At 45.4% G+C, this 14,036-nt stretch carries 11 protein-coding genes and 1 pseudogene; 2 read left to right on the forward strand and 10 right to left on the reverse strand.

From position 1 onward, the window contains the following. Window positions 1–7: 7 nt before the first annotated feature. Window positions 8–913, reverse strand: a complete 906-nt coding sequence (locus AC3ITG_RS17735) for a LysR family transcriptional regulator (protein WP_489250853.1) — start codon at window positions 911–913, stop codon at window positions 8–10. A 130-nt stretch (window positions 914–1,043) separates the two neighbouring features. Between AC3ITG_RS17735 and AC3ITG_RS17740 the strand changes: the two genes are divergently transcribed. Further along, the gene (locus tag AC3ITG_RS17740) at window positions 1,044–2,069 is read left to right on the forward strand and encodes an alpha/beta fold hydrolase (protein ID WP_489250854.1); all 1,026 of its coding nucleotides are present in this window, start codon (window positions 1,044–1,046) and stop codon (window positions 2,067–2,069) included. Between the two features lie 122 nt (window positions 2,070–2,191). Here AC3ITG_RS17740 and AC3ITG_RS17745 read toward each other — a convergent pair whose 3' ends face one another. Beyond that, on the reverse strand, window positions 2,192–2,620 hold the full coding sequence (locus AC3ITG_RS17745; protein ID WP_413371820.1) for a MarR family winged helix-turn-helix transcriptional regulator: 429 nt from the start codon (window positions 2,618–2,620) through the stop codon (window positions 2,192–2,194). Between the two features lie 158 nt (window positions 2,621–2,778). Here AC3ITG_RS17745 and AC3ITG_RS17750 point away from each other — a divergent pair, with 158 nt between their 5' ends. Then, a complete protein-coding gene (locus tag AC3ITG_RS17750; RefSeq protein WP_489250855.1) occupies window positions 2,779–4,089 on the forward strand; it encodes an amidohydrolase family protein in 1,311 nt (436 codons plus the stop codon). Window positions 4,090–4,418: 329 nt separating this feature from the next. Here AC3ITG_RS17750 and AC3ITG_RS17755 read toward each other — a convergent pair whose 3' ends face one another. From AC3ITG_RS17755 to AC3ITG_RS17790, 8 genes and pseudogenes are all read right to left on the reverse strand, one after another. Next, entirely contained in the window at window positions 4,419–5,405 is a 987-nt protein-coding gene (locus tag AC3ITG_RS17755; protein ID WP_489250856.1) for a glycoside hydrolase family 43 protein, read from the reverse strand. A gap of 83 nt (window positions 5,406–5,488) precedes the next feature. Further along, window positions 5,489–6,511, reverse strand: a complete 1,023-nt coding sequence (locus AC3ITG_RS17760) for an endo-1,4-beta-xylanase (RefSeq protein ID WP_489250857.1) — start codon at window positions 6,509–6,511, stop codon at window positions 5,489–5,491. An 18-nt stretch (window positions 6,512–6,529) separates the two neighbouring features. After that, a pseudogene (locus AC3ITG_RS17765) lies at window positions 6,530–6,694 on the reverse strand (family 43 glycosylhydrolase); the annotation flags it as partial. Then, window positions 6,695–7,573, reverse strand: a complete 879-nt coding sequence (locus AC3ITG_RS17770; RefSeq protein WP_413379684.1) for a carbohydrate ABC transporter permease — start codon at window positions 7,571–7,573, stop codon at window positions 6,695–6,697. A gap of 74 nt (window positions 7,574–7,647) precedes the next feature. Next, on the reverse strand, window positions 7,648–8,613 hold the full coding sequence (locus AC3ITG_RS17775; protein ID WP_489250858.1) for an ABC transporter permease: 966 nt from the start codon (window positions 8,611–8,613) through the stop codon (window positions 7,648–7,650). Between the two features lie 141 nt (window positions 8,614–8,754). Next, a complete protein-coding gene (locus tag AC3ITG_RS17780; protein WP_489250859.1) occupies window positions 8,755–10,428 on the reverse strand; it encodes a type 2 periplasmic-binding domain-containing protein in 1,674 nt (557 codons plus the stop codon). A 224-nt stretch (window positions 10,429–10,652) separates the two neighbouring features. After that, window positions 10,653–12,191: a response regulator transcription factor gene (locus AC3ITG_RS17785; protein ID WP_489250860.1), complete on the reverse strand. Its 1,539-nt coding sequence runs from the start codon at window positions 12,189–12,191 to the stop codon at window positions 10,653–10,655. After that, on the reverse strand, window positions 12,166–14,004 hold the full coding sequence (locus AC3ITG_RS17790; RefSeq protein WP_489250861.1) for a sensor histidine kinase: 1,839 nt from the start codon (window positions 14,002–14,004) through the stop codon (window positions 12,166–12,168). Before AC3ITG_RS17790 ends, AC3ITG_RS17785 begins: the two co-directional genes overlap by 26 nt. Between the last annotated feature and the right edge of the window lie 32 nt (window positions 14,005–14,036).

Here is a 14,036-nt window from a genome sequence, read left to right on the forward strand (position 1 = left end):
CACCCTCTTATGAGCCAGATACTTCTTCCGTTTTTAACTCACTCTTTGCTGTATGGATGAAGGCAGCCATTGATGGAGAAATCCATTTCTCACGATGCCAGAGCATCTGTGCGGAAAAGGATACATCCGATAAATCCCATGGTAAAGCAACTAGCCTACCCTCTCTTAATTCTTCCTTCAAAGCCATCTCAGGCAACAGAGCAATCCCAAGACCAGCCACAGCGCATTGTTTAATTGCTTCTACACTATGAAACTCCAGTTCTGTCAAAGCATCGGCGCCTTTTTTCAATAAGGACTGGTTAAAATGAGTGCGATAAGAACAGTTTTTTTCAGTCAACAAAAAGTGCTGTTTGTGAAAGTCATCAATGATCAATGAAGAGCGAGTTGCTAACATATGATCTGGAGAAACCACCATTTTAAAATACTCATCTTTCAAAAATTCTGAATGAAGGTCTTTGGCTCCAACGAATTCATCCAATACAAATATCACATCTGCAAGCCCTTCTCTTAGGCTATTTCTAAGCTCTTGTCCGGACAAGGGACGAAACAAAAGTCGAACGTCTTGGAAGTCTTCACGGAAACATTTAAACAAAGCAGGAAGAAAGTATGCACAAAGAACTTCGTCCGCTCCGATAGTAACGGTTCCTGTCGTTTCCCCGTGCTGACTTGATACAGACTTGGCCTCTTCTACATCGTTCAAGATTTTAGTAGCATAAGGCAAGAATTGTTGGCCTGCATCCGTTAACATGACATTCTTGCCTAATCGATCCAGCAATTTCACGCCCAATTCTTCCTCCAAGGATTTGATTTGCATGGTTATGGTGGATGGTACATAGCTCAATAGTTCAGCAGTCCGACTAAAGCTGCGCGTAGAAGCAAGAGTCCAAAAGGTTTTTAGTTGACGTATTTCCATTAATCGAACACCTTCTTTGTTCAAAAAAATTGAATGTTATATTCAAAAACGTTTCGTTGATTTGATGATAAGCGTATTGTAGAGTGAAAATCAAGTTATAACTAATTTGGTTATGAAGGAGCATCCATCAATGAATGATTATGAAACGTATCCCCTTGGAGATATATTGCTTCAATCCGGTCAGCAACTCCCTCAAGCATTTATTGCTTATAAGACCTACGGAACTTTAAATGCCGCAAAGGACAATGTTATTGTGTATCCGACTTGGTTTGCTGGTCTTCACACAGATAATGAATGGTTAATTGGAGAGAACAAGGCACTAGATCCTAATCGATATTTTATCATTGTGCCCAATATGTTAGGTAATGGATTATCGTCCTCTCCCAGTAATACTCCCGCTCCTTTTGGTAAGTCCAATTTCCCACTCATCTCTATGTATGACAATGTACGTGTTCAACATCAACTCATTACTGAAAAATTTGGTATCAGCAAAATTAAGCTGGTTGTGGGCTGGTCTCTGGGAGCAATGCAAGTTTTTCAATGGGGAACGAGTTATCCTGAAATGGTCGAACGTATTGCACCATTTGGCGGAACGGCGAAAACAAGGCCTCTTGCACAAATGGTATTCCAGAGTATGATCGCCGCATTACAAGCGGATTCAAAATGGGAAAAAGGACTTTACAAGCACCCACCTGTTGACGGTCTCGCAGCAATGGGGAGAGTTTATGCCCCTTGGGGATTTTCAAATTCATACTATTTGGAGAGATTGTATCAATCCGAGGGATACAGCTCATTGAAACATTATGTAGAAGAATACTGGGATCAAGTGTTTTTATCCTTTGATGCTAATGATTTGATTGCCATGTTACGTACAGGAATAAGTGGAGACATCAGCGATAATCCCGTTGACCGCTACAACTTCGAACAGGCATTACGTAAAATCTCCTCTCCTGCACTCGTTATGCCCGGGACAAGTGATTTATTTTTCACTCCAGAGGACAGTGCGTATGACGTTCAATATATACCGAATACTGTTTTTCAACCCATAGAATCCAAGTGGGGACACTGCTTTGGAATCGGTGCAAACGAAGCGGATTCACTTGTTATAGATAGTCATCTAAAGCGATTTTTGAAGTTAGGCTTTCAATGGGACTAAAACCTTTAATCATTTTTAAGAATTCCCCCAGGTTCTCTAAATCGTAATCACATGCAAATCCGGGACAACCTATTATCAAAGGAATAAAATTGTCCCCATCATTTCACAGGAAATTTTCTTCTTTATATCGTCTCATTGATTTTGATCAACAATTTCTTTAATACTTGCTTCTCTTCGTCAGTAAGGACTTGGACGATTTCTTCCTCCACCTTTTGGAAAGAGTCTTGGAAGTCTTCAATCAGTTCAACTGCTTTTGGCAGTACGTATATATTTTTTTGCCGTTCATTATTGGCCGGGATTTTACGCTCGATTAACCCTTTTTGCTCTAGAGCTTGAAGCATACTTGTAATGCTGGCCCGACTTAGATGAAACCGATCTGCAAGATCCATTTGAATAATATGACTATTTTGGTTTTCGTAAATATAATCGATTACTTTTCCTTGTTGAGCGTTTAAGCCCAGCTCCTTTATACTCTCGTCCGCTCTTTTCTTTAACTTTAGACCGATAATCTGAAATAAATCCAGATAAGGTGTTTCCTTTCGGGATTTCATAATCGTCCCCCCTGTGATTGTTAGGAATCTAATTGTAAGTAAATAAACTATACAGCGATCCTATTGGCTTGTCAAAAAAATATTAGTTTGTTGACAGTTAGATAACTAACAGTTATGATTCGAATTGTTCGAGACAAAAACACTTGGGAGGAAGTCAAATGGAGAAGGTAACTCAAAATGCTGCGATAGAACAAATTACAGCGATTACAAATGTACGTATCTTTGATGGGGAGCAAATCATTGCGCCTAGACATGTTGTCATTAAAGGGGAGTCTATTGTTTCAGTCGGTGGAGACCTTCCGGCCGATGCAACGATTATCAATGGAGAAAATGCGACTCTAATGCCTGGTCTGATTGATGCACATGTCCACACTTCCATCGGCGGATTACGAGATGCTCTAAAATTCGGCGTTACCACTGAACTCGAAATGAACGGTGATTTTACTAAACGAGGGCGCGAAATTCAGTTGAAAAATGTGAATGACATCGCAGATGTACGTTCTGCTGGCACAGCAATCACCGCTCCGGGCGGACATCCGGATGAACTATTGCCAGATGGAGATGAAATACCTGAATTCGTATTAAAGGAACTAGAGAAATTATCGGAGGAAGACCGGGAAGCAATGTTAGCCGCATACGCTCACGATCACGATGAAATACCGCAAGTGACAACGGTCGAAGAAGCGATTAAACATGTGCATACCCAAGTCGAGAATGGGGCCGACTATATTAAGATCATGATTGAAGAAGGTACGGTCATGGGTGCACCTGGCCTGCCTGTATTGAGTGACGAGATTCTAAAAACAGCCGTGACAGAAGCCCACAAGTCCGGTAAGCTGGTCATCGCCCACGTCTTGACGGCTCTTTCATCGCAACAAGCCATCGATTTTGGAGTCGACGGTTTGGGCCACTTGTTCATCGACAGACCCGAGTACACCTCCGAGTTAGTGAAATCTATAGCAGGTTCAGGCGCATTTGTTACTCCGTGCTTGGTGTTGAATTCATCGATTATTGGAAATACGGCATCCGAATTAGCGAATGATCCGCGTGTGCATTCCAAATTAAGTCCTGATTGGATTGATATTTTGAACTCAAGCTTCAATACGTTCCCTCAAGGCAATATGGAGAATAGCTTTAAGAATGTGATGGACCTTCACCGTGCTGGAGTTGATATTCTGGTAGGGACAGATGTCGCACCGGTTCCCGTTCCAAACCTCGGCGGCCTTGCTCATGGGGCAAGTGTCCACCACGAGATGCAGTTGCTAGTGAAAGCCGGATTCACTCCGATCGAAGCTCTGCAGTCGGCTACTTCGAAACCGGCCCGTTGCTTTGGTCTTCACGATCGCGGTCGTATTACCGAAGGTGCGCGTGCTGACCTCGTTCTCGTAGACGGTGATCCAACAACTAATATTTCGGATACCTTGTCGATCAAATCCGTGTGGTTTAATGGTTCTCAGCAACTAGGTTAATCCCATTCGATCTGCCCGTATATTGGAAAACTCCGTGCTTTGGCACGGAGTTTTAAGCATTTTCTTCTTCTGCACTACTACAATGTTTCTTCGTCCAACGTCCCCGGTAATCCTCAAAACTCTCCCCATTTTGGATTCTGGCTTGTGGCCTTTCTCCGCTGACATAACAAAAATCCCCTTCGGTATCCAGTGTTTGAGTTCATTGTAACATGTCCTCTTTTTTCACTGTCTACCATGAGGGGATAATACCAGAGGTTATATTGGAATTCGTTCCTTTTCAGGATCTACGGTTACAGAGAAAAGGACATCGGTTCCCATTCACATCCATTTCACTTCTCTGGATACGGATCAATCATGCGAATCGTGCCATTCGGATTGTATGTTAACTCAGCAAACTTGACGCAGCGCTTGTAATCGACGCCGCCGGAAAGGGAACAATCATGATAAAACAGATACCACTTCTCCCGGAATTGTACAATCGAATGATGCGTTGTCCAGCCCATGACCGGCGGCAAGATGGTCCCTTGGAACGTAAACGGTCCCATTGGATTGTCGCCAATGGCGTACACCAGCTTGTGCGTCGTTCCTGTGGAATAGGATAAATAGTATTTTTCATTATATTTGTGCATCCATGGTCCTTCAAAATATCTGCGATCCTCGTCCCCAGCGGTTAGCGGCTTTCCTTCCTGATCCACAATGGATATCTCCAGCGGCTCCGACACCATCGATAGCATATCTTCACTCAGCTTTGCAACTCTTGGTCCGATCGCCGGAGCATCCTGAGCAGGGCCCTCCGTATGTTCCACATAGCTTCCTGTCTGCCATTTTTCCAACTGTCCCCCCCACAGCCCGCCAAAGAGCATATAGACCTGCTGATCCTCGTCCACGTACACAGCGGGATCAATGCTGAAGCTGCCCTGAATATATTGCTCTTCCGGCTTGAATGGTCCTGCCGGAGACGACGACGTAGCCACGCCGATGCGGAAAATGCCATCATTGTCCCGAGCCGGGAAAAACAAATAATAGTTGCCGTTTCTGTACGCAGCATCCGGGGCCCACATCTGACTGGACGCCCAAGGTACATCCTTTACGTGCAGCACCTCGCCATGATCCGTCACGGGTGAATCTGTGTCCGCCATAGACAGCACATGATAATCCTCCATCTTGTACTGATCCCCGTTGTCATTCACCGGACCGTCGTGATCCAGATCATGGGAGGGATAAATATAAATGCGATCCTCGAACACATGAGCTGAGGGATCAGCAGTGAATATATGCGTAACTATAGGTTGATGCGGTTTAGGAAATTCGGACATACAAATGGCTCCTTCCAAAAGATATGCAACCTCGAACATCTCTTCGAGACTGCTAGGGGTTAAACGATATTGATCCGTTCACGTCACTTGGGTACAGCGATTCGCGCAACACGCTGATAGGCTTCCTTCGGACGATGCGACTCATCGAACAAGAATGGCCAGTTTTTCCGCCCTCGGACAGGGAAATTGTCAAGCCAGGTGTAATCATCGGCAGCCCCCCAGAATGTCACGGCGCTAATATGTTCCTTATATTCGTGAAGCAGGCGGAAGATAGATTCGTATCGCTCGGCTTGCAATTCCAGCATCTCTTGCGAAGGCCGAACAAGATCCGTACGCTTGTCTTCAAAGCGAAATACCGATACATCCAGTTCAGTGAGCTGGAGCTGCAGGCCAAGCTGCGCATACCGCTCAATCGCGGCGCGCATATCATCCAGGGACGGATCATACAGATTCCAGTGTGCCTGCAGACCGACACCATGAATCGGCACACCTTGATCCAGTAACGAACGAACGAGCCGAAAGATGCGTTCCCGCTTATGCGGATTGGATTCGTTATAATCGTTATAGAACAACAACGCCTGCGGATCTGCTTCATGGGCGAATTCGAACGCTTTGGCAATAAAATCCTCTCCGGCGATATCCAACCATTTGGATGGCCGCAGTAATGCATTTTCGTCATCTGCATCATCGGAAATAACCTCGTTCACGACATCCCATGCATAGATAACGTCCTTATATCTGCCAACGACGGTCTGAATGTGCGCCTTCATTCTCTCCAGCAATACCCCGCGCTCCACCAGTCCACCAGTTTCATTCTCGAACAGCCAATCCGGAGTCTGGTTGTGCCAGACCAGCGTATGCCCGCGCAGCGCCATACCTTGCTCTCTGGCAAAGGAAGCGATGGCATCTGCATCCTCAAACGTATACAGCTCCTGCTGTGGATGCACACTGGAGAATTTCATTTCATTTTCTGCTGTCAGGCTGTTGAAGTGATATGCAAGCAATGAACGCTGACTTTCAATCGTCTTCGGACTCACTGCTGCTCCAATGTGGAACGCATCCTTGTACAATTCCTTCAGTGGAGCCTCTTCTCGAAACGAACCCATGATTTCCCTCCTCTAAACTCGATCCAATACATTGCCAATCTGCTCCCAATGAATGAGACCCCGGCTCCGAAAGATCGGCACTCCGGGAACATATTCTTCCGACTTCACGATGCTGGGATCTGGATAGAATCCAGGAAGGATCGGGTTGGCATAACAGATGGTATTAGCTTGGAGCTGCTTCATCTATTCCTTCACACTCCCTACATTAAGTCCAACAACAAAGTACTTTTGCATAAACGGATACACCAGCAGAATCGGTACCGAAGCAACAATTGTAATCGCCGCTCGGATCGAAATCGGTGTAACCTGGGTTGAATGCTCCATGCCCACGCCATTAGCTACCGAAGGATTGCTATTCGCATTCATGCTGGAAGACAATAACTTCATCAATTCATATTGCAGTGTGCTTAGCTCTTGACGGGAGGATGTGTACAGGAAAGCATCGAACCAGGAGTTCCACGCACCTACTGCAACGAAAAGCGCGATGGTTGCCAGCACAGGCTTGCAAAGTGGGAAAATGATTTTCCAGAAAATTCTGAAATCTCCGGCACCGTCGATTTTCGCTGATTCGATCAGGCTCTCGGGAATCGTGTAAATATAGGTACGAATAACAATAAGGTTGAACGCACTGATTAGCGATGGTAAAACATACACCCAAAATGAATTGATTAAGTGCAGGTCCTTCATCAGGAAGTACCCCGGAATAAGCCCTGCGTTGAAATACATGGTGAGTACAAAAATGGTCGTAATCAGCTTGCGGAAAATATATTCCCTGCGGCTCAGCGTGTAGGCAAGCATCGTTGTCAGGAATATATTCAATACAGTGGACAGAACCGTCCGCGCCACGGAAACCAAAAACGCGTTATAGATCGTGCCAGACGCAAATACGGCTTTGTAATTCTGCATCGTGAAATCGCGGGGCCATAAATATAGTCCCCCCCGAATGGTGTCGTTCCCTGCATTGAACGAAACGACAATCGTGTTCAGAAACGGGTACAACGTTACAATGACCAGCAAAATCATGAAAATCGTATTGAAGGTGTTGAACAGGAGCGGTTCCATGCCCCTACCACCCGGGCGGCGAACGGAAAGTGCCGCTGTATTTCCTGAACCAGACAGTGGTGTTTTTTTCGTCATTATAACAGCCTCTCTTCCCCAAGCCGCTTGGCGGTCCAATTCGCGATGAGCAACATGGTAATGCTGACTACCGTTTTGAATATGCCACCGGCAGTAGCGAGTGAATAGTTGCCCTGGGCGATCCCGTATTTGAGTACAAAGATATCAATCGTTTCCGACCAGTCAACAACGAGTCCGTTGCCCAGCAAATATTGAACCTCAAAACCTGCTTCCAGAATATGTCCTATCGACATAATCAGCAGGATGACAATGGTAGGCTTGATTCCCGGCAAGGTGATGTTCCACATTTTTTGATAGCGATTGGCTCCATCAATGTCAGAAGCTTCGTACAACGCCGGATCAATAGAGGCTATGGCTGCCAAATAAATAATCGTGTTCCAGCCGACTTCCTTCCAGACATGGGAACCCGCAACAACACCCCAGAAATATTTCCCTTCCGTCAGCCAAAGAATAGGCTCATTGATGAGATGTAACTTCATTAAAATATCATTGACAATACCATCTGAAGCGAGCGAGGTCGCCACGATGCCAGTAACGATAATCCATGATAAAAAATGGGGCAGATAAGAGATGGTTTGCACCGTCCGCTTCCACATGACCTTTTTGATCTCATTAAGCAAAAGGGCCAGAATAATAGCGGTTACAAATCCCAATATCAGATTAATGACGCTCATGGCCAGCGTATTTCGCAGCACTCGCAGGAAGTTGTCATCCGTGAACAAAAATTGAAAATGCTTGAATCCTACCCAGGTTTGCTGGGAGAAGTTTCTCGCAGGCTTATAATCCTGAAAAGCCATCGTCCAGCCCCAGACAGGCACATAAGCAAAAGTGACAATATACGCGAGCAGAGGAACAGACATCCAAATCAGCTGTCTCTGCGCTTTGATGTTCTGCCAGGTCAGCCGTCGGATTTTCGGTTTTTTCTTTGGGCTGAGCGGCTTGTTACCCACTACAATTTCCTCCATAATATCAAGCTCCCTATCCATCTTTATAATGAAAGGAAAAACGTCGAGCGACACATTTCCCACAATGACAGACCGCGTCGAGCGACATGTTTCTTTGAAAAATCAGGAAGGAGGGTAGCCTTCCTTCCTGACAGCAATTTCTTATTTCACAGACCAGTTATCGATTCTCCACTGCAATACTTCATTGATGCGGCCTTCGAAAGCCTTGATATCCAGCTTTTGAATTTCGGAAACGTATTCGCTCCATACACTGCTGAATTCCGATGTGTTAGCCAAAATCGCTTTCGGCAAATATTTGGTTGATAATTCGTTCAGCTTCGTATTGGCAATTTTGGCTGAAGAGCCCTCAACCAGATCGACGGACCAAGCCGGGTAATAGATCGGGTTTTCCGGCGGATCACTGAAGAAGTCTACAAAGCTGTTGAATCCATATGAATCCAAAACTTCTTTATCAAACGGTTTCAAGCTAGCCTGATATTCCTCTGGCTGATTGCTTGCCGAAGTGGCGTTGCCATCGCTGAAGTAACCTTCCATCTTCGGCCCAGTGCCGTAGAAGGCATCTGCTTTGTTGGCCAGCTTCCAGGCGGCATCCGCAGAATTGTCGCGCTGCTCTTGGGTTTTCATGAAACGGCCTTCGTCGTTGACATAATAGTCTTCATCTTGAATGCCCCAAGTGAGTGTCTTTTGCCAATCTTCTTCCATAAGCTTGTCGAGCGCTTTAATGATTTTCACAGGGTCCTTAGCACTTACAGTGATGCCGTAACCATTGTTGAGGTTAAGCGCTGCGCGGTCGCGATAGTAGTCCTTCGTGCTGCTGTCGTATACCAGCGGGAAGCCGACATACGTGCGTTCGATTTTGTCCTGCGTTCTCAAGGAATCTTCCGCGCTGCCGAAGTTCCAGTGTTGGTCGAACATACCGAGCACTGCGCCGCTAGACAATTTGGCCATGTACTGATCATAGTTTTGGGCAAAAGCCTCCTTGTCGAGCAAGCCTTGGCCGTTAATTTCATTAAGTTTCTCATAGTACGTTTTGGCATAATCCTTGTCTGCAAAGATCTCTGCCTTGCCGTCGTTTACAACGACACCGCCATCATTCGGATGGCCGATCAAATGCTGTGGTGGGTTCAGCAATCCCCAGTTTTTCCAGTCATAGTTCAATACTTCAAAGCCAATGGTCGGCTTGCCGTCGATCGTGGGATACTTCTCCTTGTATTTCGCGATCAAGTCGAAGTATTCGTCCAGTGTTTTTGGCGTCGGATAACCAAACTCTTTCAACACGGCTTTCTGAATCCAGAAGGCCGGTCCGCTGTAGTAGGTATCCGATACCTCACCGTTGTATGCACCATAGTTGGGCAAGTAATAGATATGTCCATCGTTAGGGTCCTTCATCTGGTTCCAGTACTTCTCATAGTGCTTCTTCAGATTAGGCGCATGCTCCTCGATCAGGTCTTCCAACGGAATGACCGAACCAGCTGCTGTCAGCTTGGTATCCGCAGAGATCAGATCCGGATAATCTCCTCCGGCAATCATGACGCCAAGCTTTTGGTTCTTGTCGCCAGCCAAAAATTCAAATTTGAATGTAACGCCAAGCTCATCCTTGATTTTTTTGTAGATTTTGTTGTCAGCGGTTGGCTGTTGTCCGGCCTCGTTCAGAAATACCGAGATTTCTAACGGATTGTCAGCCCCCACCTCACTACCTTTACTGCTCTCTTCTCCGCTACCTGAATTGCCACCTGAGCATCCTGCTAGCACAACGCTCAACGACAATAACAGTGTTGCCCCCATACGGAAGAATGATTTTTTACTGTCCCCCATAAAGCACCTCCAAAGTTTGATCTCACTATATGAAAGCCCTTTCATTTGAATAATTTAATTATAAATTTACATCACTATGGAAACTATATTCGAATTATAGCTCTTTCCGAGAAAAGCTCAGGTTTTCTTATAATATCGAAATGGTTAAACTTCAGAGCAATGCTTCCTGATATTTCAAGAAAAACTTCTACTAAACGCGGTCTGGCTTCTTTGAAGGTAGATCGCTAGACGTTTTTCTTATATTCGTTAGGAGACATGCCCATGCGTTTCTCAAATTGCTTTAAAAAATGATGGTAATTGGCGTATCCAACCTTTTCCGAGACCTCGCTATTTTTGTGCTGATTCATCTGTAGCAACCGACATGCCTCCTCAACCCGCAGGTTATGAAGCAGTTCATTGAAGCCGATCCCATTTTTGCGTATCAACAGTTGTCCCAAGTAGGCCGGATGCAGGAAGAAACGTTCCGACAGCAACTTAATGGTCAATCCCTCCCGGAAATGCGTATGAATATAATCGTTGATATCCTGTACAATACCCTGCGCTTCGAAGACGCTCTCTTTGAGCAAAAACTCAAAACAGACTCTTCCGCACGAATGCAGCATGCCGATCAAATCATCAAAGGTTAACAGTGCTTCATCCAGATCCGGAATTTCGAACATACGGTAATTCGCTGAATCTTCAGCCATTTGCGCCCTCATGTAAGCCCGAATTTCATGAAGAAGGTAAATCACAAATTTTCGAGCTTCATCCGGATGGACCCGCATCTGTCGAAAGGATTGCTCCATAAACTCCACAGCGGATTGGTAGTTGGCGTAATCAATGAGCTGAAGTGCTCCCAGTACTCGCTCGATCAGTTCAACCTGTTTGTTATGCCTTTGAAAATCATGGTTCTGGATATCAACATAATCCAATATGCTGTTCACTTCCGCTTCATAAAAAGCGTGGAGCAACGCCTTCTCCGCTGTTATTCGGGAGTTGCTGATGTGATGAAGAGAGGATTCGGTTGAGCCAATCGCCATATATGTACGAAAGCCCGCCAGACGGCGAGCCAGTATTTCTAATTGTTTTCTTAAATTCCTGCTCGTTATCTGAGGTCCGGGGGAAACATCGCCAAACACAATGGATACAAGATCATTTCGCATACGAATGAAATAAATGACATGCCTTCCGTTCAGAACTTCTGAAGCAAGACTGCTCCACCGACCAAACTCTTTCTCGGATACCTGAACCAGGCATACAATCCAGGATTGAGCTGACCGGGACAGGGACTGCATTAGTTGATTCCCTTCTGTAGACAGCACTTTGCCTAATAAAGCCTGCTTCATCGTCAAAATTTCCTGCTCTCTCAATGCAATCTGTCCAATATAAAGCTGCTCTTGCTCCTTTAGCAGTTCCATGCCCATCGTGCGAATCTCGGACTCCGCCTGTTCCTCATCCAGTGGTTTTAACAGATAACCGGAAACTTTGAATTTAAGCGCTTTTCGTGCAAACTCGAAATCGCTGTACCCCGTAAGAATAATGAACTTGGTCGACCAGTTTCCTCTACGTCGCCATTCTTCAATCATTTCTAGTCCATTCATCATTGGCATTTGAATATCAACCATGACAAGATCCGGCTTTAGCTCTTCCATTCGTTTCAACCCTTCTGAACCGTTGCCACACATAGCGCATACCTCAAAGCCAAGTCTTTCCCATGGAATCCACAGCTGCAAACCCTCTATCGCCCATGGCTCGTCATCAATCAGGAGCACTTTGAACGCCATTGTCCCTGCCTCCTTCTTCACCCTGATGCTTTAGCAGTTGCAATGGAATTTCGAAGGAGACCTCTGTCCCCTCACCTATTCTGCTCACCAGGTTAAAATTCACTTTATCGTCATAATACAATTCAAGACGGCGATATACGTTACGTATGCCAATATTACTCCCCCCGCTCTCCTCCTTGCTCCGCATATGATACAGAACCTCTTGCAGCCGTTCCTTATCCATGCCCTTACCATTATCGGATACAACGACGCGCAGGCGCTCGCTCACAACTTCCGCTTTAATCTTCACATAGCCGAGCCCCTCAATAGCCTGAATCCCATGTTTACAAGCATTCTCGGCCAATTGCTGGATACTCATTTTTGGAATTCTATACTGACTCGCCTCATCGCTAATATCAATGTAATATTCAAACTTGTCTCGAAAACGGAATTTCTCAATCCCCAGATACATGACCGTAAAACTCATTTCCTCTTCCAGCGTGACCACATCGTCCTTCCAATTCAACAAACGGCGAAGCAACTTGGATAGGTCCTTGATAATATCTTTGACATCCGCATAATTGTTTTTGGTGCTGACCACCAGCAACGCATTGAGCGTATTAAATAAAAAATGAGGATTCATCTGGCTTTGCAGCAAATTCAGCTCAGCGCGAATGCGCTCAGCCTCCTGGCTCCGTTGCTGAATTTCAAGCTTGTACACATTATTGATCAAGGAATGGATCTGAGCCGTCATCATATTGAAATTACGAATCAGATGACCTATCTCATCCTGTCCACCATCAATGTTGATCAGATCAAATTTCTCGTTCCCCACTTTTTGCATATGTCTGGACAGACGTTTCACTCGATAATTGTATGAACGCAGCATGACATAGATGAAGATGGAGGTAACCAAAGTAATGATACCAGCGAGCATGCCGAAATAAAGCTTCATGGAGAGCATCGCTTGTTTGACACGTGTTTCCTGAGGCACGCCAATGAGCTTCCAACCTTTCACATAGCTGGCCTTGCCAATCGGAACGATATGTAGGTCCTTGTCCGCAGCCTTGCTCGTATCAAACAACGCATAATCACTATCTACCTCGCCCTGATATTTGTCATCTGTGGACACGATAATCTGATTTTTGGCGTTGACCAAATACAGATCCAGCGAACTTTTCTCTCTCGCAATAACGTCATAGAATCGATTGAGGTAAAAATCAATACGCACCAGCTTCTTGTAAGAGTTGTCTGAGTTGTAATAGTCCATTTTTTCAATCACGCTAAAATACGATGAGGTCGCCGCGCGATCATTCGCTGCCTGATCGCGATAAGCGAGCACACTCAGTGATTCCCCTGCCGTTTCCCATTGTCTGAACCAAGCACTGGCATTCTTTGAGCTGTCCAGGTAATAATAGTCCCCTCCAGATACGATGGTTGGGTTATCTGTGTAGATGCCGATTCGCTGGATCTGATTGTTCACGGGAATATAAGAAGTCACCCGATGGCGAAGCTGTTCATCGAACGTATTGTAGAAATCCAGTTGGCTATTGTATACACGATCCATGGATTCGGACAACAGCTTGTCCGTGATTAAAGCGTGACTGACAGCGATCCCCCCGTCAATCATGGTATGAATATCCTTTCTGGCCCGCTCCAGCGAGATTTGCAAATTCTGCTCTTCCCGCTCCTTGATTAGCCCCGACATACGATCCATGAACAAATAATTGCTTGCTATGATCGGAAGCAAAATACCGATGACATAGATCAGCATAAACTTGTAGTTCAAAGGAATATCGTTCACGATGCCGCGAAATCGGAATTTCTTAAACATGTCTTCCATCGCCATCCTTCATTTGTTACTTG

The sequence above is a fragment of the Paenibacillus sp. GL_099_B genome (assembly GCF_057835695.1).